We start from the raw sequence: 22,560 nt of genomic DNA on the forward strand, positions 1-22,560 counted from the left end.
GTGCCAAACCTGCGACGCAAACGATACCGTATAGACAAAACAAAAAGGGGCCGCAGCCCCTTTTCGATTAGTTAACGCTGGTTTTACTGAAGGCAGACTGGAATGCCGCCACCAGTGCGTCGTTTTTCGACTGGGTTAGCGGTTTGCCTTTCGGATCGATGAATTGCAGGCTGGTGCGGTTGTTGAGATCGCCGACCTGCAGCTTGTAATCCCCTTCCGCCAGTTCAGGATCCTTGACGCCCAACGCATCCCAATCGCTGCTGCTCAGGGACTTGTAGGTCACGGCGACGGTGCCCTGCGGACGGCTGCGGTCACCCACTTTCATCCCCAGTTTTTCGAGCGCCGGCGGCAGGCGATCCCACACCACGGTGTACGGGCCGCGCACCACCAGCATCGGCAGGCCGGTGTCATCGGCGCCGCTCTGCACGTCCAGCGCGCCGAAGCGGCTGGCGGTCTGGCTGCTCGCCAGGTTGTCCTGCTTGTCCAGGCCTTCGATCAGGGTGTTGATCATCATGCCGTTGTAGCGCTGGATCTCAGACTGATCGGTCACCTGTTCGGTCTTGCCCTGCTGCTGCAGGCCAACGCTTTTCACCACCAGCGCCTGCTGGTAGCCCTGTTGCTGCACGCTGATCTGATAACGGCCTTCGTACTGGTTGTCTTCGTCCAGACGGTTCCACTTCACCCAGTCGGTGGTCAGGGTCTGACCGGCGTCCTGGCGCGAAGCGATCGCGATGTTCTTCGCCTGCAGCAGGCTGACCACGCGCGACCACAGGTTCTGGTTCTGCGGGCTGTTTTCCAGCAGCAGCGTGCCGCTGTCGCCAGCGTATTGCGCGCGAGAACCGCTCAGCAGCGCCAACGGCTGCACCGGCGGACGAATGTCCAACTGCTTGCCGACGTTGCCTTGCAGCGTCGTGGCGGGAACGTCATAGTTGCCGCTCTGCACCGGCAGGATCATGCCGGACGGCGCGTTCAGCGCCTTGAGCGGAGCCGCGTCGAGGTAGGCCTCGTCGCCGCTGACCTGGCGCTTGTAGCGCTGATCGCTGCTGCAGGCCGCCAGCATCATCACCAAAGAGATGCCCACTACTTTTGCTACCGTCGACTTTTGCAATGAATAAGCCATCAAATTTCCCTTAGAGTTACAGCAAACCGACGCTTTTCAGCGCGCGCTCCACCACCGGGCGGGCGGCTTCGCTCAACGGCGTCATCGGCAGACGCAGCGTATCGGTTGCCATCAATCCCAACGCCTTACAGGCCCACTTCACCGGAATTGGGTTTGCTTCTACAAATAGATCCTGATGCAACGGCATCAAGCGCTGATTTAAGCGGCGCGCGTCGGCAAACTTGCCCTGCGCCGCCAGCGCGCAAAGTTCCGCCATCTCGCGCGCGGCCACGTTGGCCGTCACGGAAATCACCCCTTTGCCGCCCAGTTGCATGAAGTCCAGCCCGCTGGCGTCGTCGCCGCTCAGCAAAATGAAATCTTCATCGTCAACCAGCACTTGGATCTGACTAACGCGACTTAAGTTCCCCGTCGCTTCTTTTACAGCAACAATATTCTTGATTTTCGCCAGCCGAGCGATGGTCGGCGGCAGCATGTCGCAGCCGGTGCGCGAAGGCACGTTATACAGGATCTGCGGCAGCTCGGTGCTCTCGGCGATCGCCTTGAAGTGCTGATACAGCCCTTCTTGCGTCGGCTTATTGTAGTACGGCGTGACCGTCAGGCAGCCCACCACGCCGGTGTTGGCGAAACGGGTGGTGAGCGCGATGGCTTCGGCGGTGGCGTTGGCGCCGGTGCCGGCGATCACCGGAATGCGGCCGTCGGCCAGCTCCAGCGTCTGCAGCACCACGTCAACGTGCTCGTCATGGGCAAGCGTTGCGGACTCGCCGGTGGTCCCTACGGAAACGATCGCCGCGGTGCCACTGGCTACATGATAATCGATCAATTTTTTCAGGCTCGCGCGATCGACAGCACCTTTGTCGTCCATCGGCGTAACCAGTGCAACAATACTTCCCGTAAACATTGGCCGTCCCCTCCACAAACAAGTCACTCATGGTACTTTTGCTGCCTATCCAAAAGCAAGCGCACAACCGCGTTGTAAGCGCTTGGCAGGCGGTTTTTTTTATGTTTACCATGGTAACCCCATTAAGCACGACAGGAAGCGCTATTTTGCCTCAGTCAGACGAACACTATCTCGTGATTACCGCGCTCGGCGCCGACCGCCCCGGAATCGTCAATACCATCACCCGCCACGTCAGCAGTTGCGGATGCAATATCGAAGATAGCCGTCTGGCCATGCTGGGAGAGGAGTTCACGTTCATCATGCTGCTGTCCGGCAGCTGGAACGCCATCACCCTGATCGAATCCACCCTGCCGCAAAAAGGCGCGGAGCTGGATCTGCTGATCGTGATGAAACGCACAAACTCGCACGAAAGGCCGCCGATGCCGGCCACGGTGTGGGTGCAGGTGGAAGTGAAGGACTCGCCGCACATCATCGAACGCTTTACCGATCTGTTCGACTCCAGCCAGATGAATATCGCCGAACTGGTCTCGCGCACGCAGCCGGCGGACGGCGACCTGCCGCCGCAGCTGTATATCCAAATCACCGCCCACAGCTCCGGCGATCGGGACGCCTCAAATATTGAGCAAGCCTTCCATCGCCTATGTACAGAATTGAACGCGCAAGGCAGTATTAGCGTGGTGAACTATCCACAGCATGACGAGAAAGATGGAGAGTAGTGATGAGCCCATTGAAAGCCGGTGACACAGCGCCGAAATTTAGTTTGCCTGACCAGGACGGTGAGGAAATTAATTTGGCCGACTTCCAGGGACAGCGAGTTTTGGTTTACTTCTATCCGAAGGCGATGACGCCGGGCTGCACCGTGCAAGCCTGCGGCCTGCGGGACAACATGGACGAATTGAAAAAGGCCGGCGTCGAAGTGCTGGGCATCAGCACCGACAAACCGGAAAAACTGTCGCGCTTCGCCGAAAAGGAGCTGCTCAACTTCACGCTGTTGTCTGATGAAGATCATCAGGTGTCGCAACAGTTTGGCGTGTGGGGCGAGAAAACCTTCATGGGCAAGACCTACGACGGTATTCACCGCATCAGTTTCCTGATCGATGGCAAAGGCAAGATTGAAAAAGTGTTTGATGATTTCAAAACCACCAATCACCACGACATCGTTTTGAACTACCTGCAGCAGTAAATCTCACGAAGCGCAGCGGCCTGCTGCGCTTCGTTATTCCCTCTCAGCCGGCCTCGTCTTCCACCTCGACCCGCAGTTCATCCGGCCAGGCATGGATCACCGCCTTCACCAGCGTCGCCAGCGGAATGGCGAAAAATACCCCCCAAAAGCCCCACATCCCGCCGAACACGATCACCGACAGGATAATCACCAGCGGATGCAGGTTGACCGCTTCGGAGAACAAAATGGGCACCAGCAGGTTGCCATCCAGCCCCTGCACCACCAGATAGGCGACGATCAGCGTCCAAAAATCGGCGCCTACGCCCCACTGGAACAGCGCCACCACCACCACCGGAATGGTGACCAGCACCGCGCCGATGTAGGGGATCAACACCGAGAAGCCCACCAGCACCGCCAGCAACAGCGAGTAGCGCATGTCCAGCACGGCGAACACCAGGTAGGTCGCCACGCCGACAATCACCATCTCCAGCACCTTGCCGCGAATGTAGTTGGTGATCTGCTGATTCATCTCGTTCCAGACCTGCCCCGCCAGGCCGCGATTGCGCGGCAGCACGCGGCGCACCGCGTTCAGCAGCTGCTCTTTGTCTTTCAGCAGGAAGAACATCATCATCGGCACCAGGATCAGGTAGATAGCCAGCGTCAGCAGGCCGACCAGCGACGCCAGCGAGAATTTCACCACCGACTCGCCCATGCCGGACAGCCGGCTGCGCAGGTTTTCCGCCATCATGTCGATGATGCCGGCATCCACCAGCGCCGGGTAACGCTTCGGCAGCGTCGCGGCAAAGTTATAGAACTGATTGAGCATGCCCGGCAGATCGCTCATCAGATTGATGCCCTGCTGCCAGGCGGTTGGCGCGACGACGAACACCAGCAGCATGGCGACGCCCGCGAACACCAGCAGCATGATGCTCGCCGCCCAGGTGCGTGAACAGCCGATGCGCTGCAGGCGCGCGGTCGGCCACTCCAGCAGATAGGCCAGCACGATGGCGACCAGCAACGGGGTCAGAATGCCGTGCAGAAAATAGAGAATGAGGAAGCCGGCGACCAGGATCACCAGCAGCGCGATAGCCTGCGGATCGGTGAAGCGGCGGCGGTACCACTGTAATAACATCTCCAGCATCAGAGCGGGCTCCTCGAGGTTTGACGGGCGGGCATGGCGATTCCTGTGATGGGCGTGATTAAAGCATAGATAGAACGGGCGCACGCGAGGTGTGCAAAGCACTCAGAGTACTCAAAGTTCGCCATACATCAACCGCAATTTGGCTGATTTTATCCCGTGGGCAGGCGATCGGCGCAAAAATCCGCAGACGCGGCGACAGGCGCGGTGAGCGGCCCCGAACGGGGCCGCGGAAGATTACAGCGAGGTACCGATAGAAAGGGGCGAACCGACCGCCAATGCGAACAACAGCACACAGCCAATCGCGATCGCCGCCGCCAGATCATTTTTCATTTTCCCATCCCCTGATGCTTAAACTGATTATCGTCACGAACTCTGTCGGTTCTTGCGTTGCGGCCTTTTCTGATGCACGTCATTAAAAACCCCCGCCGCAGCGGGGGAGAAAACGTTCTGGTGCATCAAGTGTTACAAGGAGGTCATGAGGGATTGCTAACCCTAAATGACTATTTCAAGCTAGGATTATTCCCAGAGCATGGCAAGCGATCGCGTCGAGGTTATCCGCACTTTGAGATAAACCTCATAAAAAAATCCCGCACGGCAGCGGGATGAAGGGATGATAACGTCATGAATTTTTTATGCGGACAATGAGGCGGTATTGTCGTCATTTGGCGACAATACCGCGCCGGCACGGCGGTCACAAGGGAAATTTGGCCACGGTGAGGAAATCAGAATTTCGCCACTGCACGCGATCGTGGGCCCGCCAGCATCAACGAAAAAATGAGATTTTCGTCAGACAGCCGCCGGGCAAAAACCGGTAGCATGGCCGATATCATCCCAAACGCCGTAGGGGAAAAAAGATGAACAGCAAACCGTGTGAATTTGATGAAGCCATCTGTCTGGCGATCGGGCGTGGCGTTTGCGAAGTCGTGAAGATAGGGGATGAAATCAGCGTTTTCTCCCTGCTGGAAGCCATCGAGAGCTTCATCGAACGGCAGGCGCTCAGCGAAAGCGAAATCGCGGCGGCGGACGACGCGCTGGATCTGATCAGCGTGCTCACCCATCGGTCATAGTGAAAAACGATCCCCCGGTGACGAAGAAACCGACGGCCCATCACATGTGGGCCGCCGTCGTTTCTGTATCGCTTAGAAGTCGTAAGTTACCGACGCTTTCAGCGTTCTCGCCTGTCCCTGGAAGACGTAAGTGCCATTGCTTTCTACGCCGGACCAATACTTCGCGTTCGTGACGTTGTCCAACCCCACACGCCATACCAGCGTATTTTGATCCTCATTCAAACGCATGCGATAGCGAAGACCGAGATCCAGGGTCGTGAAACTATCGAGCTTTTTGGTATTGGCGGAGTCGGCATATTGCGAACCGGTATGCCGCACTTTCGCCGTCGCCGTCAGGCCATCGACCGGCCTGATATCGTATTCCGCCCCCAGCACCGCGTAGAAGTGCGCTACGCCGATAGCGTCTTTGCCATCGTTACGGCCGCCCTGGGTTTTGGTCAGCTCGGGCGAAAGCCAGGTAGCGCTGCCGTTAAGGCGCAGGCCGAAGGCCGGTTCGCCAAATACATTCAACTCCACGCCGCGGTTACGTTGCTCGCCGTTCAACGTGTAGTAGTTGTTGCTGTCGATCATGGTGGCCGGCTTTTTGATTTCAAACAGCGCCAACGAGCCGCCCACGCGTTCGAAATCAACTTTCACGCCCACTTCATTTTGCTTGGAACGGGCGATACCGGTACTCTGCCCGAAGTTAGCCGCCTCTTTCGGCGCAATGCCGCCAGGCTGCAACGCCTCGGTATGGTTGGCATAAAGCGACACCGTTTCCCACGGCTTGTAGACCAGCCCGAACGTCGGCATCCAGCGGCTTTGCGTATAACGGGAGGCGGTATCCTCCAGGCCGGTGGCGTTGCTGTAATTACGCACCACCACTTTCTGATGGCGCGCCGCCGCCGTTAACAACACCCGGTCGCCGAAAAAGCCCAACGTATCGCTGAACAACCAGCCCTGCGTCCGGTTACGCGCCGTGGTCAGCGGATCGCTGTAGTTGCCGCCGAAATAGGCGTTGTCCGGTATTGCGACATCATGGTTATCGTAGATATTGGTCGTCGGATTGTTGGCGGACATGCGCCACGCGGTTTTGTCGCGTTTAATCTGCGCGGAATAGCCGACGTTGACCCGATGCGAAACCGCCCAGGTCGTGAACTTGCCCTCAAGCCCCGCCATGCCGCTGAAAGCGTCAATAATGCGGTTGGTGTCCAGGCGCCCAACCGTGGCGTCGCCGTTGGCGTTGATGAGCTTCGGTGCGCTGTAAACACCGGTTTCATGGCCGTGCTGCGCGCCCAAGCCGGCATAGGCCTTCCAGTCGCGGGTTAAATCATATTCCGCTTTCGCCATGCCGAATTCGTTCTCGATATCGCTGTAGCCCCACTGCTGACTGTAATTTTTACGGGTGTCAGGCACCGCGGGTATCACATCGATGCCGCTGATGTTGACCCCCATCGTTCCCCCATGGAAAGTCTTTTTCTGATAACCGAAGTCCAACGATGAACGGAAACGATCGCCGCGATAGTCCAGCCCAACCGATGCCAGCGTCGTGCGCCGCTTATCATCCTCAACCGCCGTTTCACCCTCACGGTGCACCAGGTTGACGCGAGCGCCAAACTGGTTGTCGTCACCAAAACGGCGGCCCAGATCCAGCGTGCCGCCCACCTGAGAATCGGAGGTGTAGTCGAGGCCGATCTGGGTGGTCGGCGTTTCTTCCGCCCGCTTCGGTTCAAGATTGATCATGCCGCCAACGCCGCTGGAAGCCAGGCCGTTCAATAGGGCGTTCGCCCCTTTGAAGATCTCCACCCGCTCCAGCATCTGGGTATCCATCACCTGGCGCGGCACCACGCCCGGCAGCCCGCCCATCGTCATGTCGTCGCCGTCCAGTTGGAAACCGCGGATACGATAGGTTTCGGCGAAGTTACCGTACCCCTGCACCGCCTGTACACCCGCGTCGTTGCTGACCACGTCGGCGATGGTCTTCGCCTGCTGATCCTGTACCAGCTTCGCGGTATAACCTATGACGTTGAACGGAACGTCCATCGCTTTCTGTTCGCCCAACATTCCCAGGCGGCCGCCGTGGGCGACCTGTCCATCCAGATAGGCGGGAACCAAATCATTGCCGCCGGAGTTGAAATCGCCGTGTTTTTCGGCCCGGACAACCAGGGTGTCCTCCTGGTTTTTCTTGGCGTCGCCGTCTGCGGCCAGCGCCCCCTGGCTCAGCGCGACAATAGTCAGCGCCAGCAGCGTTTTACGTAAAGGGAAATTCGTTGTACTGGTGTTGTGCATAATTCACTCATGAATGAGGATAAAAGTTAAATGGCCCGTCGCCGGGCCGATGGGGCTTATTTATTCAACGCGATGCGAACCACGCTGTCCGGCCCCTGAGTGGAATGATCTTTGTTAAACGGCTGTTTGACCGTAACGAACAATGTCTGGCCGTCTGCCGACAGCAGCAAGCTGTTTGGATTCGGCGGCAGCGGCCAGCGCTGTTTCACCGCATAGGTCGTCGCATCCAGGCTCAGCACATTGCCGGATTCACGCTGCGAGATGTAAATTTCGTTGCGCCGTGGATTGAAAACGACAGCCAAAGAGTCGCCCACATCAAGCCGCTTCAATAACTTCCCGGTGTGAATATCCAAGACCAGCGTGGTCTTCGCCTTGGAGTTGTCGGTGACGAACAAACGACCGGTAGCCTCGTCCTCCGCCATATTGAGCAGCAGTGCGGGTTGGTCTCCCAATGGTTTCCAGCGTTTTTCGATGCGGTTGGAACGCGGGTTGATCACCAGGATCTCGCCGCTGCCATTGGCGGCATACACGCGTTGGGTCTGTTCGGAGTAATGCAGGCCGGTCATCCATTTGCCGGTATTTTTAATGCGCGTTTTCAGCTTGAGCGATTCAGCGTCAACCACCCAAATTTGCGCCGGGTCGGCCACCGCCCCCACATACAGCGTGTTGTCGTGAGCCAGAATTTGGCGCGCACCATACGGCAACCCTTTCTCATTGCGCTCGCTGAACAGCAAACGCCCTTTCACCTTACCGTCGGCGGCGCCGATTGCGCTGATGCCGCCGTCCAGCGAATTGCTGACATACAGGGTTTTCCCATCCGCAGCGGCCTGCATGGCGAAATTTTTCAGATCGGTATGCGTCGTGCCAAGGGTTTTCAGGGTCTTGGCGTCCAGCTTATAGACCACGCCACCCTGTACATCTTTAAAACTTTCGGCGCTGGCGACGTACAGCGCATCTCCCCCTGGCGTCAGCGCCATTTCATACAAGCCATAAGCCAGTTGGCGTTTGACGATGCTGTCGGATTGCGCCGCTTGCGCCAGAGGTTGCACGGCAGGGGAAGAGGAAGAGGTTTGGTGCGGCGTGCAGCCGCTGAGCGCCATCCCCGTCAGCAGGGCGAGCACAGAGGTTTTCATTTTCATCGGGGAAATCCTTGACCATTCAAAACGGTGTTTACGGCGGGCTCTGCAGTTTAGTTTTGAGCTTTCTCATCACGAGAAATGAGCGCCACCGCGCGTCTCAGTGTTTCCCTGTGAATCAACTATCACGCTAATGCAGGCTAATAACTCCTTCGTGCGCCCGCGAACAACAAAGAGAATGAGAAACATACTCATTATTATTTACGCAATCAAGCGTAATTATTTTCCTTCCTTCTCTAAAAGTCATGGCGACATCTCGTATTATCAAAACCAATACGCCAGCTATCGATCCCGGTGCCGTGCATGGTTATCTCGCCTTACACCGTCGATAAACGGCCTCACCCTGCGTACAGGCACTTAACAACGAGCGAGCAGACAACAGGAGAAGCCCCCTCATGACAACCCCTGCCCCACGGGAGTGGCAGCGTGCGGACTATCTCGTCAGCACCGATCCCGCTCTGCTGGATCTCGATGCCATCCATGCATTTCTGACCCGTTCGTCATGGGCGGAAGGCATTGATAAAGAGACCGTCCGCCAGTCCCTCGCCCACAGCCTGTGCTTCGGTTTGTATCACGGCGCCAGGCAGATCGGTTTCGCCCGGCTGGTTACCGATTACGCCACTTTCGGCTATCTGTGCGACGTGTACGTGCTGGAAACGTACCAAAAAAGCGGGCTGGGTCTGTGGCTGGCGGAATGCTGCCAGGCCCATCCGCTGATGGCGACGCTGCGGCGAGTCATGCTGGTCACCAGCACCGCCCCCTGGCTCTATGAAAAAGTGGGCTATAGCGCCATCAACCGCCCCGACTTTGTCTGGCAGATCGCCCGGCCGGACATCTACCGACGATAGGTGTTTTCGCTGACCAGGCGCTATTTCAGCGCCTGCTCGGCCAGCAGCCCGAGGGCGATGACGATCATCGCCGCGCCGGAGATGCGCCCCACCACCTTCGCGGCCTGTGGGCGCGTGCGCAGTACCGACTGCGATCCGAATCCCACCAGCAGATACACCAGGCCGCAGCTGATCAAATGCACGACGCCCAACGCCAGCATCTGCATCGGCACCGACCATTCGGCCCGGGCGTCGGTAAACTGCGGCAGCAGCGCCAAAAACAGCAGAAACACCTTGGGGTTCAGGCCGCTGACGCACACGCCCTTGCCGGCCCAGCGCAGCCAGGAATCGGAACGCTGATCTTCACCGGCGCCGGGCACCGGCGGGTGCAGCAGCATGTTGCAACCGATCCACAAGAGGTAAGCCGCTCCCAGCAAGGTAAGCGCCGTCAGCGCCAGCGGGTTGCCGACCAGCAGCGCGCCGACGCCCGCCACTACGATCGCAATCATCAACAAATGGCCAAACAGCAAGCCGGCGACGGCGGGCACCACCACCCGGCCGCGAATGCCCGCCGAGATCACATAGGCCCAATCCATACCCGGCGTGATCACCAACAAAATCGATACCGCCCAAAAAGCGGCGAACAGAGCGAGCGTCATACCGCCGCCCTCTCAAACGCGCTGCGCCACACTGAACAGAGAACCATTGCGCTTTCCTCGTGGAAGAAGAACGGCCCCGCCTGCCGCGGCGGCCGTCAAAACCGTTCAACAGATGGCAAGAATATCCTCAAGGGATTAAAATGTGCTTTCAATTACTTGCCTGAAATCGGCATAACAGGGTAAATTCTTCTAAATGGATAAGATTGATCGCAAGATTCTTGCTGAACTGCAGGCCGACGGCCGTTTGTCGGTGACCGAGCTGGCCGAGCGGATCGGGTTGAGCGTATCCCCCTGCCACCGCCGGGTGCGGGCGTTAGAGGAATCCGGGGTGATCAGAGGTTACCGCGCCCAGCTCGATCCCGGCAGCCTGGGCTATAACTTTTCCGCCCTGGTGTTCGTCACCATGCGCGAAGGCGATCGCCGCGCCGTTGAAACCTTCGAAAACGCCATGATGGACATTCCGCAGGTGGTGCAGGCGCAGCGGCTGTTCGGCGATCCCGACTACCTGCTGCACGTGATCGCCCGCGATCTGCCCGCCTTTCAACAGCTTTACGACGAGAAACTCTCCGCTCTGCCGGGCGTGCAGCGCCTGAGCTCCACGCTGGTGATGAAGACCGTGGTGCCGGAGCGCTCGTTCCTGCCGCTGGGAAAATGACGACGGGAGCGTTGCCGCTCCCGTTTTGACTTCTTTAAGGCACAATCACGAAATCCGGATTGGCTACGGCGAACAGCGCCTCGCGATCCGCCGCCGGTGGATAAATCCACTGCGTGTTGATCTCCTGCTTAATCTTTTTGCCTTCCTGACGGGTAAAACGCACCTGGCGATCCCAGCCTTCGGTATACAGCGCGCCCCAGGGCCCCAGATCCAGACAGGTCACATACTTCGGCTGGCTGTACGGGTGCGTCGGCAATCCCGCCAGCTCCGCCGCCGCATTGTGGCCGGCCACGCGGCCAAGGCTCATCGCATGCTGGCAGGTCATCAGGTTGTGGTTGCCGAGATCGTCGGTCGCCGCCTTCACCGTATCCCCGGTCACGAAAATGCCCGCCGCCGCCGGCGCGCGCAGGAAGGCGTCGCCGATCACCCGGCCGCTGCCGTCGCGCTCGCCGGGGATCTGCTCGGTCAGCGGATGCGCCCGCACGCCCGCCGCCAGGATCACCGTGTTGGCAGCGATGCGCTCACCGTTCGACAGCATCACCCCCTCGGCGTCGATGGCCGAGACGCGCAGACCGGCCCGCGCTTCCACGCCGCACTCCGCCAGCGCCTGGCGTATCACTGCCCCCGGCTCCGCCCCCATCCCGGCGCCCACTTCCGGCGCGCTATCGACGATCACCACGCGCACGTTCTCGTCTTTGCCCAGCGCATCCCGCAGCCGCTGCGGCATCTCCGCCGCGCTCTCCAGCCCGGTCAGCCCCGCGCCCACCACCACGGCGGTGTTGCGCGCGGGCGTCGAGGGTTTGGCCGCCAGCGCTTTGATATGGGCATCCAAACGCTGCGCGCTTTCCAGCGTATCGACGTTGAAACCGTATTCGGCAAAGCCCGGCACCGCAGGCACGGAGAGCCGACTGCCGGTGGCCCACACCAGGCGGTCGTAGACCAGCTCAAGAGATCCCCCCGTCGCCAGCGCCACCGTGAGCGTTTTGGCGGCGGCGTCGATGCGTTCTACCGTCCCGGCCAGGTGGCGCACGCCGACGGCGGCGAGCTGCGCGGAAATGTCCGGGTTCATGTTTTCCAGCACCGCTTCATACAGGCGCGGCCGGATGGTGACCGTGGGCGTCGGCGAAACCATGAGCACCTCGATCTCGTCATGCTTACCGGCGATGTTAATGGCGCGCATGGCGGACACGGCGGCCCAAAAACCGGCAAAACCGGAACCGGCAATCACTATTTTCTGCGTCATGGGATGACTCCTTCATACAGGGTTAACCGGGCGATAAGGCTGCCCGCAAGTTTTCGGATGAACGATGCCGTTCCGCTCCCGTAACAGGGTGCAGAAGGCCCGCCCGCCCCTTCCGAAGAGGCGGGAAAAGTGTGTTTCGCTTTAAGGAAAGGCGGTTGTTAGGTCTTGGCGCGCGCCGTTTTGCCGCTGCGCGCGGTGCGCTCCGTCATGCGCTCGTCGAGCCAGAGGTTGACCTCACCGAAGAAGCCCTGCGGCGCCTTGCGGCCAAAGCGGGCCGCGACGGCGCCGAGGGTCTGCGCCGCCAGCGCGTCGCGCATCGCTTTCTCCGCCTGCAGCATCACCGCGTGGATGGCACATTTGCCGGAAACCGCCCAATCCGGCGGGGAATCGTCGAACACCGCACAGCGCCCGCGCACCTCCTGGCAATCGAACAGCGGCTTGTGCCCTTCGATGGCGTCGATGATCTCCAGGAAGCTGATCTCGTCCGCCGGGCGCGCCAGACGATAACCGCCGCGCACCCCTTCACTGGCGGCGACGATCCCTGCCTTTTCCAGCTTGGGGAAAATCTTGGCCAGAAAGCTGGGGGAGATGCCTTGCAGCTCGGCGAGTTCGCGGCTGCTGAGCGCGCGCTGGTTATCGCCGACCAGCCACAGCAGGCAGTGGATGCCATATTCAACGCTGGTTGTGATGTACGCCATGTGTCCGTTTTCGACCGTCAATGAATCTTCAATAACGCAGACTATATGAGTCTGCGTTTCTCTTGTCAATAAAACACGGACAAAGTTGATCCGTGTTTTATTCGGAATGCATGCCGCCAGCGACGAAAAAACGCCCTTCAAAATGAAAAATAAAACTTTTTTGCCCGATCCGCGCCCGGCTAACGTTTCCTTGTCGCCTGCGGCTGACTATGATGTGATGGGTGCCGCCGCCGCGGTTTGTGAGCCGCCGCACTTTCGCGCGGATTGCGCCGCGGGAATAAAGAACTCTTGTCTGCTGCTGACGTCTTAGAAATGATTATTTAAGGGAAACGCCTGACTATGACCAACCGGTTGACCAAAACCGCGTTAGCGGTGCTGCTGCTCGGCACGCTGAACGCCACCGCCCTGGCGCCAGCACAGGCGGAAAGCCAGGATCAGTTGCCGGATATGGGCACCTCCGCCGGCGGCACCCTGAGCATCGGACAAGAGCTGGCGATGGGCGATTTCTACGTGCGCCAACTGCGCGCCAGCGCCCCGCTGATCAACGATCCGCTGCTGAGCCAGTACATCAACCAGTTGGGCAACCGGCTGGTGGCCAGCGCCTATTCGGTGCGCACGCCGTTCCATTTCTATCTGGTGCGCAACGACGAGATCAACGCCTTCGCCTTCTTCGGCGGCAACGTGGTGCTGCACTCCGCGCTGCTGCGCGTCAGCGACAACGAAAGCCAGCTGGCTTCGGTGCTGGCACACGAAATCTCGCACGTCACCCAGCGCCACCTGGCGCGCGCAATGGAAGATCAGCAGCGCAACGCCCCGCTGACCTGGGTGGGCGCGCTCGGCTCCATCCTGCTGGCGATGGCCAACCCGACTATGGGCATGGCGGCGCTGAGCGGCACCCTGGCCGGCACCCAGCAGGGCATGATCAGCTTTACCCAGTCGAACGAACAGGAAGCCGACCGCATCGGCATTCAAGTGCTGCAGCGTGCCGGATTCGATCCGGAAGCGATGCCCGACTTCCTGCAGAAGCTCTCGGATCAGTCGCGCTACGCCTCCAAACCGCCGGAAATGCTGCTGACGCACCCGCTGCCGGACAGCCGCCTTTCCGACGCGCGCAACCGCGCCAACCAGATGCCGAAACACATCGTGCAGTCTTCGCAGGATTACCTGATGGCCAAGGTGCGCGCACTGGGCATGTACAGTTCGGAGGGCTATGGCCTGAACGAAGAGCTGCTCGGCTCGCTCAGCAAGGGCAATGTGCGCGAACAGGCGGCCGCCAAATACGGCCGCGCCATCCTGTTCTATGAAGCGAAAAAATACGACGACGCGCGCAACATCATTCAGCCGATGCTGGCGCAGGATGCGAAAAACGTCTGGCTGATCGACCTGATGACCGACATCGATCTCGGCCAGAAACGCGCGCCGCAGGCCATCGCCCGGCTGCAGGCGGCCAACGCCGCCCAGAGCAACAACCCGGTGCTGCAGCTCAACCTGGCCAACGCCTATGTCGAAGGCAACCAGCCGGCGCAGGCCTCGAAGATCCTGAACCGCTACACCTTTGCCCATCCGGACGATCCGAACGGCTGGGATCTGCTGGCGCAGGCCAGCGCCGCCCAAGGGCTGCGCGATGAAGAACTGTCGGCCCGCGCCGAAAGCCTGGCGCTGACCGGCCGGCTCGATCAGGCCATCGGCCTGCTCAGCAATGCCAGCTCGCTGCAGAAACTCGGCAGCCTGAAACAGGCGCGCTACGATGCGCGCATCGACCAGCTGCGCCAACTGCAACAGCGCTTCCGCCAATACCAGCGCAGCTGATGCAACAAGGAATGAACGCCATGAAAAACGTCACGATTTACCACAACCCGCGCTGCTCCAAGAGCCGTGAAACCCTGGCGCTGCTGGAACAGCACGGCGTCGATCCCAAGGTGGTGCTGTACCTTGAAACGCCCCCGTCGGCCGATGAGCTGAAAAAGCTGTTGAAGGAACTGGGCTTCACATCGGCGCGCGATCTGATGCGCAAGAAAGAAGACCTGTACAAGGAATTGAAGCTGGCGGACGACAGCCTGAGCGAAGAACAGTTGCTGGCGGCGATGACGGCGAACCCGAAACTGATCGAACGCCCGATCGTGGTGAAAGGCAGCAAGGCGCGCATCGGCCGGCCGCCGGAGCAGGTGCTGGAGATTTTGTAAACGGTCAACCCGCCTCTTATTGAGCCGTAACATACCAATAGCCCTGAACAGGGCTATTTTTAATTGTTTGTTATATAAATACTTTTCATCATCCTCAACTTCTCCTGTTGCTATGCTGCACAAATGCCGAGCCTCACGGCAAGACAGGCGTTGACAACCGTCAACACCCCCACTACCCTAATCGCATCACTGGACGAGCGATGAAAAAACACCCAGACAAGCATATCCAGGCGGCATTAGCTTACGCCCTTTCTCAGGGGTGGCATTTTCGCCCCAGCAAAGGGCACGCATTTGGACGACTGCATTGCGCCTTTGCCGGACATCAAGAACATATGATGAGCATCTGGAGCACGCCGAAAAATCCAGAGGTACATGCCAAACAGATTCGGCGCAAAGTCGATCACTGCCTGGCGCTGTCGCAGAAAAAATAACCGGAGAATCACCATGACGCTCTTTCATTTCTCATTGACGCTAGATGGAGTGACCGCCGATACCACCGGGTTGGAGGATGCGCTGCATGCAGCGGGATGCGATGACGCGCTGATCTGTTTCTACGGTAAAACCGTCTACCTGGAGTTCGATCGAGAAAGCGATAATTTTGCGCACGCGATTTGCAGCGCCATCAGTGATATTGAGTCTGCAAATATTGGCGCCAAGGTGATATCGGTAGACTCCAGCCTGGTGGGATTAAGCGATATTGCCGAGCTCACTGAACTGTCGCGTCAGGCGATCGCGATGCTAAAAGACGGGACTCGCGGCCCCGGCGGCTTCCCTTCCCCCATTCAACGGCTCGGCGGCACCTCACCGTTATGGCGCTGGGCTGACGTGGCGGCCTGGTTGGCGCAACAAGGGAAAATCGACCCACGGCTTGCAGACAATGCGCAGTGTCTGGAACATATCAATCTCGCTTTGCAACTGCGAAGCGATCGGCAACGCCAGCAGGTTGAGCACTACAGCTCCCTGCTGGAACATGCAGAAAAACAGGTTTGATGGCTCGCTACAGCCCCAAGATCTCTTTAACGAACGGGATGGTCAGCTTGCGCTGGGCGGTGATCGAGGCGCGATCGAGTTGATCGAGGGTCATAAACAGCGTGCGCATCTCGCGATCCAGCCGTTTCAACAGGAAGCGGCCCACGTCTTCCGGCAGCTCGAAGCCGCGCAGTTTGCCGCGCAGCTGCAGCGCCAGCAGTTTCTCTTCGTCCGACAGCGGCTGCAGCTTGTAGATCTGCCCCCAGTCCAGGCGCGAAGCCAGATCCGGCAAACGCAGGTTCAGCTGGCGCGGCGGGCGATCTCCGGTGATGAACAAACGGGTGCGGCCGGTTTCCAGAATGCGATTGTAGAGGTTGAAGATCGCCATCTCCCACTCTTCGTCGCCGGCGATGCATTCAATATTGTCGATGCAAACCAGCGCCAGCTGCTCCATGCCGTCCAACACTTCAGGCACGAAGTAGGCGCGCTTGTCGAGCGGCACATAGCCCACCGCCTCGCCCTTCTGCGAAAGCTCGGCACAGGCCGCATGCAGCAGATGGCTGCGCCCGCCGCCTTCACGCGACCAAAAATAGATATAGCTGCCATGTTCCTGACGGACGGCGGATTGGATCGCGGCTAATAGGGATGGGTTCTCGCCCGGATAAAAACTGGCGAAAGTTTCATCATCGGGAAGATAAAGTGGCAGTGAAAGCTGTGCCGGCGTATTCAGAGAAGCACCTCAACCAAAACTGGCAGAAAAACGTGGGCAGTTTAACACAGAAAACGGGCGCTGTTGAACCGGCAGGATCTTATGCCGCAATAGTGAGCAATGCCTAAGCGCCGCTTGATCGGCTGCGGTGTCCGCCAAGGCAAGAATTGTCCGATATCATTCCCTAACTCCATGCCTGCGCAGGTTAAATTTGTAATTTAAGTAAAATCTGACCTAGTATAGGTAGGCTAAATGCAATCACCATCAACAAGGTTTCTGCAAGGATATAGACGATGAAAGTATGGAATAAAGTGCTGTTGGCCTCCTTTATCGGGTTGTTGGTTGCCGGCTGTGATGACTCATCCAAGGTTGACGCCAACCTGGATAAAGCCAAAGACAGTGCCGAGCAGATGAAAGACGCCGCCCAGAAAAAAGCGGACGATCTGACGGACAAGGCGAAAGCAACGGCGGATGAAATCAAAAAAGAGGCCGCCACCCAGGCTGACCAGCTGAAAGACAAAGCCTCGGCGATTAAAGATGAAGCCGCCAAACAGGCGGACGCCATCACCAACGACGCCAAGGCCAAGGCCGCCGCGATCAAGGATGACGCAGGCAAACAAAGCCAGCAGCTGGTGGATCAGGCCAAGGTCATCAAAAACGACGCCATCAACGGCGCTAACGATCTGACCGAGCAGGCCAAGGCGAAGACCGAAGCCATCAAGAGCAGCGCCGAAAACAAAGCGCAAGAGTTGAAACAAGAGACCGATGCGGCGGTGAACGGCGATACGCAGCCGGCCACCCAGCAGTAAGCTATTCTCAGCCACAAAAGAAAGGAGCAGTAAATGGGGATTATTTCCTGGATTATCTTCGGCCTGATCGCCGGTATTTTGGCTAAGTGGATCATGCCCGGCAAAGACGGCGGCGGCTTTATCCTGACCATCGTGCTGGGGATCATCGGCGCCGTGGTCGGCGGCTATATCAGCACCTTCTTCGGCTACGGCAAGGTTGACGGCTTCAACTTCGGCAGCTTCGTGGTGGCGGTCATCGGCGCTATCGTGGTGCTGTTCGTGTACCGCAAAATTCGCAGCTAATATGATATTGGGGGGGCTGAGGCTCCCCCTTTTTCACTATTTGACCATGCGTCCGTCATTAAGAATGAACGCAGTTCTACCGTCCCAAAACTCAGCAATAAAAATATCTTTCGGCTCTATACCGTGTTCACGGATAGTTTGGCTCAACCACTCCTCATCTTTATTAATCTCCTGCAGCTCATAAGGCCTGGCCCTGCCATTTTTCATAATGATAATCGAAGGCAGCTCATTTCCCTCACATACCGCGGTGATCTGACCGCCCGGCTCAATTTGCGCATAGACAATCTCCTGAAAGGCGTGAATCCCCTGCGCATGCAGCTGTGAGGAAACGTTCAAGATGTCGATTTTATTTTTCTTGGCTAAAATATTTTCCATCAAAAAGCGGCCGTTTTTTATAATTGGTATCGGGTTGCCGATAGTGACCGAACGAAAGAAGTTGCAGTGTTTACTGATTGCATTCAACAGAGAAATTAGCCCTACCCCGATAAGCAGTACAACGACATACTGGTACAAGGGGATGCTGTCGCTATAGATAACGCCCCCAATAATGCCCCCGAGCACAAAGTTGCCGATAAAATCCACAGGGGTCATTTGCGATAGCTGGGTCTTTCCGGACAAGTTCAAGTGGGTGATAACAATGACAAAGCCAATAACAAATTTGAGCAAAATATATCCGTAGTACTCCATATCCTTTTCCTTTTAATCGATGTTGTTAATGCTATCAGCTACTTTATCCCAACGGATGTAAAGGCAGAAATACGAGTAAAAAGGGCAGCCCCTGGGCTGCCCTTTTCGTTACTTCTGCTCCGCCGGTTCGTCCGGCGCGTCGAGCACCTCTTCTTCCTTGCGGAACAGGCTGATGACCTTGAACAGCAGGCTCAGGCCGATACCCACGATGGTCGCCAGCGCCATGCCTTTCAGCTCCGCCGCGCCGATATGCACCTTGGCGCCGCTCACGCCGATGATCAGGATCACCGAGGTCAAAATCAGGTTTTGCGCTTTGTTGTAATCCACTTTGGACTCGATCAGCACGCGAATGCCCGAGGCGCCGATCACGCCGTACAGCAGCAGGGAAACGCCGCCCATCACCGGCACCGGCACCGCCTGGATCGCCGCCGCCAGCTTACCGATGCAGGACAGCAGGATCGCCAACACCGCCGCGCCACCGATCACCCAGGTGCTGTAGACCTTGGTGATGGCCATCACGCCGATGTTCTCACCGTAGGTGGTGTTCGGCGTAGAGCCGAAGAAGCCGGAGAACACCGTCGAAATGCCGTTGGCGAACATCGAGCGATGCAGCCCGGGATCGCGGATCAGATCTTTCTTCACGATGTTGGCGGTCACCACCAGGTGGCCGACGTGCTCGGCGATCACCACCAGCGCCGCCGGCAGAATGGTGAAGATGGCGAACCACTCAAAGCGCGGAGTGTAGAAGGTCGGCAGCGCGAACCAGTGCGCCTCGCGAATCGGAGTCAAATCCACCACGCCCATGAAGAACGACAGCGCATAGCCCACCAGCACGCCGATCAGGATCGGGATAATCGCCAGGAAGCCGCGGAACAGCACCGAGCCGAGCACCGTGACCGCCAGCGTCACCAGCGAAATGGTGATGGTGGTCGAATCGGCGCTGGTGCCTTCCGCCGGCAGCAGCCCCGCCATGTTGGCCGCCACGCCCGCCAACTCCAGCCCGATGACCGCGACGATCGCCCCCATCGCCGCCGGCGGGAACATCACGTCCAACCAGCCGGTGCCGGCCTTTTTCACGATCAGCGCCACCAGGCAAAACAGCACGCCGCACATGATGAAACCGCCCAACGCCACTTCGTAACCGAGCGGCAACAGCAGCAGCACCGGCGAGATAAACGCGAAGCTGGAACCGAGGTAGGCCGGGATCTTGCCTTTACAGATGAACAGATACAGCAGCGTGCCGATGCCGTTGAACAGCAGCACGGTCGCCGGGTTGATCTTGAACAGGATAGGCACCAGCACGGTGGCGCCGAACATGGCGAACAGGTGCTGGAAGCTGAGCGGAATGGTCTGGAGCAGCGGCGGGCGCTCGCTGACGCCGATGGCGCGACGGGTCATGTGTGCTTTTCCTCGGTTTATTGGTTTTATAGGTTTTAGTCAAAAAAAAGCCGACTCGTTAAGTCGGCTCAAATGTTTACTTGGTACCAAATATCTTGTCGCCCGCATCGCCCAGGCCAGGCACGATGTAGCCCTTGTCGTTCAGGCACTGATCGATGGAGGCGGTGTACAGCTCAACGTCCGGGTGCGCTTTCTCCAGCGCGGCGATGCCTTCCGGCGCCGCCACCAGAACCAGCACCTTGATGCTGTGGCAGCCGGCTTTCTTCAGCAGATCGATAGTGGCGATCATCGAACCGCCGGTGGCCAGCATCGGGTCGACGACCAGCGCCATGCGCTCTTCGATGTTGGAAACCAGCTTCTGGAAGTACGGCACCGGCTCCAGGGTTTCTTCGTCGCGGTATACGCCCACCACGCTGATGCGCGCGCTCGGCACGTGCTCCAGCACCCCTTCCATCATACCCAGGCCTGCGCGCAGGATCGGCACTACGGTAATCTTTTTCCCTTTGATCTGATCCACTTCAACTGGCCCGCACCAGCCTTCGATGGTGACTTTTTCCGTCTCCAGATCGGCGGTCGCTTCATAGGTCAGTAAACTACCCACTTCTGAGGCCAGCTCACGGAAGCGTTTGGTGCTGATGTCATTTTCGCGCATCAGGCCAAGCTTGTGTTTTACCAGCGGGTGTTTCACCTCAACGATCTTCATCATTTTTCTCCTATTAAGGTGGTTGCGGCCAAAAAAATCGCGGGATTATACCTCCTTTTTTTCACCGCGCCACCCACAATAGCCCGATCGGGATCAACAAAAGTTTGAATATCAGTATAGATGACGAAAAAGCGGAGCCGGTTCACAAGCCACTCGCAAACGTTTGCCTGCGCTGTTAGAATTGCCGCGCCTTATTCCGGAATCAACATCGGAAGCACAGTTTTCAAACCGCAAACCGTCGTGGGGAATCGCGCAGTGACCGACAAAACCTCTCTCAGCTATAAAGACGCAGGTGTCGATATCGATGCTGGCAACGCATTGGTAGACCGCATCAAAGGTGTAGTTAAACAGACCCGTCGCCCGGAAGTGATGGGCGGTCTGGGCGGGTTTGGCGCCCTGTGTGCGTTGCCGCAGAAATACCGCGAGCCGGTGCTGGTTTCCGGTACCGACGGCGTGGGCACCAAGCTGCGTCTGGCGATGGATCTGAAACGCCACGACACCATCGGCATCGATCTGGTGGCGATGTGCGTCAACGATCTGGTGGTTCAGGGCGCCGAGCCGCTGTTCTTCCTCGACTACTACGCGACCGGCAAGCTGGATGTGGACACCGCGGCCAGCGTGATCACCGGCATCGCCGAAGGCTGCAAACAGTCCGGCTGTGCGCTGGTGGGCGGCGAAACCGCTGAAATGCCGGGCATGTACCACGGCGAAGATTACGACGTGGCCGGTTTCTGCGTCGGCGTAGTCGAAAAATCCGAGATCATCGACGGCAGCAAAGTGCAGTCCGGCGACGCGCTGATCGCCCTGGGCGCTTCCGGCCCGCACTCCAACGGCTACTCGCTGGTGCGCAAGATCCTGGAAGTGAGCAACACCGATCCGACCGCCACCCAGCTGGAAGGCAAACCGCTGGCCGACCACCTGCTGGCGCCGACCAAGATTTACGTGAAGTCCGTGCTGGAGCTGATCGAGAAGGCGGACGTACACGCCATCGCTCACCTCACCGGCGGCGGCTTCTGGGAAAACATTCCACGCGTGCTGCCGGAAGGCATGCAGGCGGTGATCGACGAAGCCAGCTGGCAGTGGCCGGCGGTGTTCACCTGGCTGCAGCAGGCCGGCAACGTCAGCCGCCATGAAATGTACCGCACCTTCAACTGCGGCGTAGGCATGGTCATCGCCCTGCCGGAGGCCGAAGTGGAAGCGGCCATCGCGCTGCTGACCGCGGCAGGTGAAAAAGCGTGGAAAATCGGTAAACTGACCGCCTCTTCCGACGAACAACAAGTGGTCATCAACTGATGAAAAAGATCGTGGTGTTGGTCTCCGGCCAGGGGAGCAATCTCCAGGCGCTGATTGACGCCTGCCAGCAGGGCCGCATCGCCGCCGAGATCGTGGCGGTGTTCAGCAACAAGGCGCAGGCTTATGGCCTGCAACGCGCCGAGGCGGCGGGCATCGCCACCCAGGCGCTGGATGCCAAGGCCTATGCCGATCGCACGGCGTTCGACGCCGCGTTGGCGGACGCCATCGACCAGCACCAGCCCGATCTGGTGGTGCTGGCCGGCTACATGCGCATCCTCAGCCCGCAGTTCGTGCAGCGTTATGCCGGCCGCATGCTGAACATTCACCCTTCCCTGCTGCCGAAATACCCGGGGCTGCATACTCACCGTCAGGCCATCGACAACGGCGACAGCGAACACGGCACCTCGGTGCACTTCGTGACCGAACAGCTCGACGGCGGCCCGGTGATTTTGCAGGCCAAGGTGCCGATTTTCGCTGACGACGAAGAGGATGACGTGGTTGAACGGGTGCAAACCCAGGAACACACGATCTATCCGCTGGTGGTGAGCTGGTTCGTCGACGGCCGCCTGGCGATGCGCGATGGCGCCGCCTGGCTGGACGGCGAACGCCTGCCTGAGCAGGGCCACGCCGCCGACTGATGCGCGCATCCTGAA

General features: G+C 58.8%; 25 protein-coding genes. 13 read left to right on the top strand and 12 right to left on the bottom strand.

The genetic code is table 11. The features are described 5' to 3' along the window. Positions 1 to 67: 67 nt before the first annotated feature. Entirely contained in the window at positions 68 to 1,120 is a 1,053-nt protein-coding gene (gene bamC, locus SSARUM2_RS17955; RefSeq protein ID WP_033648812.1) for an outer membrane protein assembly factor BamC, read from the bottom strand. A gap of 16 nt (positions 1,121 to 1,136) precedes the next feature. Beyond that, the gene (gene dapA, locus SSARUM2_RS17960) at positions 1,137 to 2,018 is read right to left on the bottom strand and encodes a 4-hydroxy-tetrahydrodipicolinate synthase (RefSeq protein WP_043147806.1); all 882 of its coding nucleotides are present in this window, start codon (positions 2,016 to 2,018) and stop codon (positions 1,137 to 1,139) included. Positions 2,019 to 2,164: 146 nt separating this feature from the next. On the opposite strand from dapA, the gene SSARUM2_RS17965 reads away from it, so the two are divergent. Both SSARUM2_RS17965 and bcp read left to right on the top strand, forming a co-directional pair. Then, positions 2,165 to 2,734: a glycine cleavage system transcriptional repressor gene (locus tag SSARUM2_RS17965; RefSeq protein WP_015378708.1), complete on the top strand. Its 570-nt coding sequence runs from the start codon at positions 2,165 to 2,167 to the stop codon at positions 2,732 to 2,734. Positions 2,735 to 2,736: 2 nt separating this feature from the next. Next, positions 2,737 to 3,201: a thioredoxin-dependent thiol peroxidase gene (gene bcp, locus SSARUM2_RS17970; protein ID WP_033654587.1), complete on the top strand. Its 465-nt coding sequence runs from the start codon at positions 2,737 to 2,739 to the stop codon at positions 3,199 to 3,201. Positions 3,202 to 3,244: 43 nt separating this feature from the next. Here the strand turns inward: bcp and SSARUM2_RS17975 are convergent, their stop codons facing one another. Next, a complete protein-coding gene (locus SSARUM2_RS17975) occupies positions 3,245 to 4,321 on the bottom strand; it encodes an AI-2E family transporter (RefSeq protein WP_033635501.1) in 1,077 nt (358 codons plus the stop codon). Between the two features lie 854 nt (positions 4,322 to 5,175). Between SSARUM2_RS17975 and SSARUM2_RS17980 the strand changes: the two genes are divergently transcribed. Next, positions 5,176 to 5,388: a hypothetical protein gene (locus tag SSARUM2_RS17980; protein ID WP_033648813.1), complete on the top strand. Its 213-nt coding sequence runs from the start codon at positions 5,176 to 5,178 to the stop codon at positions 5,386 to 5,388. 72 nt (positions 5,389 to 5,460) lie between these two features. Here SSARUM2_RS17980 and SSARUM2_RS17985 read toward each other — a convergent pair whose 3' ends face one another. After that, positions 5,461 to 7,656: a TonB-dependent siderophore receptor gene (locus tag SSARUM2_RS17985; protein ID WP_120151026.1), complete on the bottom strand. Its 2,196-nt coding sequence runs from the start codon at positions 7,654 to 7,656 to the stop codon at positions 5,461 to 5,463. Positions 7,657 to 7,712: 56 nt separating this feature from the next. Continuing rightward, positions 7,713 to 8,795: a YncE family protein gene (locus SSARUM2_RS17990; RefSeq protein WP_060423107.1), complete on the bottom strand. Its 1,083-nt coding sequence runs from the start codon at positions 8,793 to 8,795 to the stop codon at positions 7,713 to 7,715. A 392-nt stretch (positions 8,796 to 9,187) separates the two neighbouring features. Between SSARUM2_RS17990 and SSARUM2_RS17995 the strand changes: the two genes are divergently transcribed. Then, positions 9,188 to 9,640, top strand: a complete 453-nt coding sequence (locus tag SSARUM2_RS17995) for a GNAT family N-acetyltransferase (protein ID WP_033635504.1) — start codon at positions 9,188 to 9,190, stop codon at positions 9,638 to 9,640. Positions 9,641 to 9,660: 20 nt separating this feature from the next. Here the strand turns inward: SSARUM2_RS17995 and SSARUM2_RS18000 are convergent, their stop codons facing one another. Then, positions 9,661 to 10,278: a LysE family translocator gene (locus tag SSARUM2_RS18000; protein WP_033635505.1), complete on the bottom strand. Its 618-nt coding sequence runs from the start codon at positions 10,276 to 10,278 to the stop codon at positions 9,661 to 9,663. Between the two features lie 193 nt (positions 10,279 to 10,471). Between SSARUM2_RS18000 and SSARUM2_RS18005 the strand changes: the two genes are divergently transcribed. Beyond that, positions 10,472 to 10,933 (top strand): Lrp/AsnC family transcriptional regulator, encoded by a 462-nt coding sequence (locus SSARUM2_RS18005; RefSeq protein ID WP_033635506.1) that lies wholly within the window; start codon positions 10,472 to 10,474, stop codon positions 10,931 to 10,933. 34 nt (positions 10,934 to 10,967) lie between these two features. On the opposite strand, the gene SSARUM2_RS18010 is transcribed toward SSARUM2_RS18005, so the two are convergent. Together SSARUM2_RS18010 and SSARUM2_RS18015 are read right to left on the bottom strand one after the other, a co-directional pair. Then, on the bottom strand, positions 10,968 to 12,176 hold the full coding sequence (locus SSARUM2_RS18010) for an FAD-dependent oxidoreductase (RefSeq protein WP_049194848.1): 1,209 nt from the start codon (positions 12,174 to 12,176) through the stop codon (positions 10,968 to 10,970). Positions 12,177 to 12,334: 158 nt separating this feature from the next. Then, positions 12,335 to 12,874, bottom strand: coding sequence for an Rrf2 family transcriptional regulator (locus SSARUM2_RS18015; protein ID WP_004941666.1), 540 nt, complete (start codon positions 12,872 to 12,874; stop codon positions 12,335 to 12,337). A gap of 339 nt (positions 12,875 to 13,213) precedes the next feature. Here SSARUM2_RS18015 and SSARUM2_RS18020 point away from each other — a divergent pair, with 339 nt between their 5' ends. The 4 genes from SSARUM2_RS18020 (at position 13,214) to SSARUM2_RS18035 (ending at position 16,047) form a co-directional block, all read left to right on the top strand. Continuing rightward, positions 13,214 to 14,683, top strand: coding sequence for a M48 family metallopeptidase (locus SSARUM2_RS18020; protein WP_033635508.1), 1,470 nt, complete (start codon positions 13,214 to 13,216; stop codon positions 14,681 to 14,683). A 20-nt stretch (positions 14,684 to 14,703) separates the two neighbouring features. Beyond that, positions 14,704 to 15,057 carry an arsenate reductase (glutaredoxin) gene (arsC, locus tag SSARUM2_RS18025; protein WP_033648817.1) on the top strand — a complete coding sequence of 118 codons (354 nt, stop codon included), beginning with the start codon at positions 14,704 to 14,706 and terminating at the stop codon, positions 15,055 to 15,057. Between the two features lie 200 nt (positions 15,058 to 15,257). Beyond that, a complete protein-coding gene (locus tag SSARUM2_RS18030; RefSeq protein WP_033644019.1) occupies positions 15,258 to 15,488 on the top strand; it encodes a hypothetical protein in 231 nt (76 codons plus the stop codon). Between the two features lie 13 nt (positions 15,489 to 15,501). Further along, positions 15,502 to 16,047 (top strand): DNA-binding protein, encoded by a 546-nt coding sequence (locus SSARUM2_RS18035; RefSeq protein WP_041036242.1) that lies wholly within the window; start codon positions 15,502 to 15,504, stop codon positions 16,045 to 16,047. A gap of 7 nt (positions 16,048 to 16,054) precedes the next feature. Here SSARUM2_RS18035 and hda read toward each other — a convergent pair whose 3' ends face one another. Beyond that, complete coding sequence (gene hda, locus SSARUM2_RS18040) at positions 16,055 to 16,756, bottom strand: DnaA inactivator Hda (RefSeq protein WP_025159568.1); 702 nt, start codon at positions 16,754 to 16,756, stop codon at positions 16,055 to 16,057. 272 nt (positions 16,757 to 17,028) lie between these two features. On the opposite strand from hda, the gene SSARUM2_RS18045 reads away from it, so the two are divergent. After that, positions 17,029 to 17,544 (top strand): hypothetical protein, encoded by a 516-nt coding sequence (locus SSARUM2_RS18045; RefSeq protein WP_049233030.1) that lies wholly within the window; start codon positions 17,029 to 17,031, stop codon positions 17,542 to 17,544. 33 nt (positions 17,545 to 17,577) lie between these two features. Further along, positions 17,578 to 17,826: a GlsB/YeaQ/YmgE family stress response membrane protein gene (locus SSARUM2_RS18050; RefSeq protein ID WP_033635514.1), complete on the top strand. Its 249-nt coding sequence runs from the start codon at positions 17,578 to 17,580 to the stop codon at positions 17,824 to 17,826. 36 nt (positions 17,827 to 17,862) lie between these two features. Here SSARUM2_RS18050 and SSARUM2_RS18055 read toward each other — a convergent pair whose 3' ends face one another. From SSARUM2_RS18055 to upp, 3 genes are all read right to left on the bottom strand, one after another. Continuing rightward, positions 17,863 to 18,513, bottom strand: a complete 651-nt coding sequence (locus tag SSARUM2_RS18055) for a YetF domain-containing protein (protein ID WP_033648818.1) — start codon at positions 18,511 to 18,513, stop codon at positions 17,863 to 17,865. A 108-nt stretch (positions 18,514 to 18,621) separates the two neighbouring features. After that, positions 18,622 to 19,911, bottom strand: coding sequence for a uracil permease (gene uraA, locus SSARUM2_RS18060; RefSeq protein WP_021504398.1), 1,290 nt, complete (start codon positions 19,909 to 19,911; stop codon positions 18,622 to 18,624). A gap of 76 nt (positions 19,912 to 19,987) precedes the next feature. Then, positions 19,988 to 20,614 (bottom strand): uracil phosphoribosyltransferase, encoded by a 627-nt coding sequence (upp, locus tag SSARUM2_RS18065; protein ID WP_004941642.1) that lies wholly within the window; start codon positions 20,612 to 20,614, stop codon positions 19,988 to 19,990. A 255-nt stretch (positions 20,615 to 20,869) separates the two neighbouring features. Between upp and purM the strand changes: the two genes are divergently transcribed. After that, positions 20,870 to 21,907: a phosphoribosylformylglycinamidine cyclo-ligase gene (purM, locus tag SSARUM2_RS18070; protein WP_025303843.1), complete on the top strand. Its 1,038-nt coding sequence runs from the start codon at positions 20,870 to 20,872 to the stop codon at positions 21,905 to 21,907. Then, positions 21,907 to 22,545 (top strand): phosphoribosylglycinamide formyltransferase, encoded by a 639-nt coding sequence (purN, locus tag SSARUM2_RS18075; protein ID WP_049194849.1) that lies wholly within the window; start codon positions 21,907 to 21,909, stop codon positions 22,543 to 22,545. Before purM ends, purN begins: the two co-directional genes overlap by 1 nt. Positions 22,546 to 22,560: the final 15 nt, after the last annotated feature.

The organism is Serratia sp. K-E0102 (assembly GCF_029962625.1).
In the GTDB taxonomy this organism is placed as follows: Bacteria; Pseudomonadota; Gammaproteobacteria; order Enterobacterales; family Enterobacteriaceae; genus Serratia; species Serratia sarumanii.

Excerpts from the sequence above, each read along its gene's own strand:
- bamC (WP_033648812.1), bottom strand. The coding sequence starts at position 1,120 with ATGGCTTATTCATTGCAAAAGTCGACGGTAGCAAAAGTAGTGGGCATC.
- dapA (WP_043147806.1), bottom strand. The coding sequence starts at position 2,018 with ATGTTTACGGGAAGTATTGTTGCACTGGTTACGCCGATGGACGACAAA.
- bcp (WP_033654587.1), top strand. The coding sequence starts at position 2,737 with ATGAGCCCATTGAAAGCCGGTGACACAGCGCCGAAATTTAGTTTGCCT.
- SSARUM2_RS17975 (WP_033635501.1), bottom strand. The coding sequence starts at position 4,321 with ATGCTGGAGATGTTATTACAGTGGTACCGCCGCCGCTTCACCGATCCG.
- SSARUM2_RS17980 (WP_033648813.1), top strand. The coding sequence starts at position 5,176 with ATGAACAGCAAACCGTGTGAATTTGATGAAGCCATCTGTCTGGCGATC.
- SSARUM2_RS17985 (WP_120151026.1), bottom strand. The coding sequence starts at position 7,656 with ATGCACAACACCAGTACAACGAATTTCCCTTTACGTAAAACGCTGCTG.
- SSARUM2_RS17990 (WP_060423107.1), bottom strand. The coding sequence starts at position 8,795 with ATGAAAATGAAAACCTCTGTGCTCGCCCTGCTGACGGGGATGGCGCTC.
- SSARUM2_RS17995 (WP_033635504.1), top strand. The coding sequence starts at position 9,188 with ATGACAACCCCTGCCCCACGGGAGTGGCAGCGTGCGGACTATCTCGTC.
- SSARUM2_RS18000 (WP_033635505.1), bottom strand. The coding sequence starts at position 10,278 with ATGACGCTCGCTCTGTTCGCCGCTTTTTGGGCGGTATCGATTTTGTTG.
- SSARUM2_RS18005 (WP_033635506.1), top strand. The coding sequence starts at position 10,472 with ATGGATAAGATTGATCGCAAGATTCTTGCTGAACTGCAGGCCGACGGC.
- SSARUM2_RS18010 (WP_049194848.1), bottom strand. The coding sequence starts at position 12,176 with ATGACGCAGAAAATAGTGATTGCCGGTTCCGGTTTTGCCGGTTTTTGG.
- SSARUM2_RS18015 (WP_004941666.1), bottom strand. The coding sequence starts at position 12,874 with ATGGCGTACATCACAACCAGCGTTGAATATGGCATCCACTGCCTGCTG.
- SSARUM2_RS18020 (WP_033635508.1), top strand. The coding sequence starts at position 13,214 with ATGACCAACCGGTTGACCAAAACCGCGTTAGCGGTGCTGCTGCTCGGC.
- arsC (WP_033648817.1), top strand. The coding sequence starts at position 14,704 with ATGAAAAACGTCACGATTTACCACAACCCGCGCTGCTCCAAGAGCCGT.
- SSARUM2_RS18030 (WP_033644019.1), top strand. The coding sequence starts at position 15,258 with ATGAAAAAACACCCAGACAAGCATATCCAGGCGGCATTAGCTTACGCC.
- SSARUM2_RS18035 (WP_041036242.1), top strand. The coding sequence starts at position 15,502 with ATGACGCTCTTTCATTTCTCATTGACGCTAGATGGAGTGACCGCCGAT.
- SSARUM2_RS18045 (WP_049233030.1), top strand. The coding sequence starts at position 17,029 with ATGAAAGTATGGAATAAAGTGCTGTTGGCCTCCTTTATCGGGTTGTTG.
- SSARUM2_RS18050 (WP_033635514.1), top strand. The coding sequence starts at position 17,578 with ATGGGGATTATTTCCTGGATTATCTTCGGCCTGATCGCCGGTATTTTG.
- SSARUM2_RS18055 (WP_033648818.1), bottom strand. The coding sequence starts at position 18,513 with ATGGAGTACTACGGATATATTTTGCTCAAATTTGTTATTGGCTTTGTC.
- uraA (WP_021504398.1), bottom strand. The coding sequence starts at position 19,911 with ATGACCCGTCGCGCCATCGGCGTCAGCGAGCGCCCGCCGCTGCTCCAG.
- upp (WP_004941642.1), bottom strand. The coding sequence starts at position 20,614 with ATGAAGATCGTTGAGGTGAAACACCCGCTGGTAAAACACAAGCTTGGC.
- purN (WP_049194849.1), top strand. The coding sequence starts at position 21,907 with ATGAAAAAGATCGTGGTGTTGGTCTCCGGCCAGGGGAGCAATCTCCAG.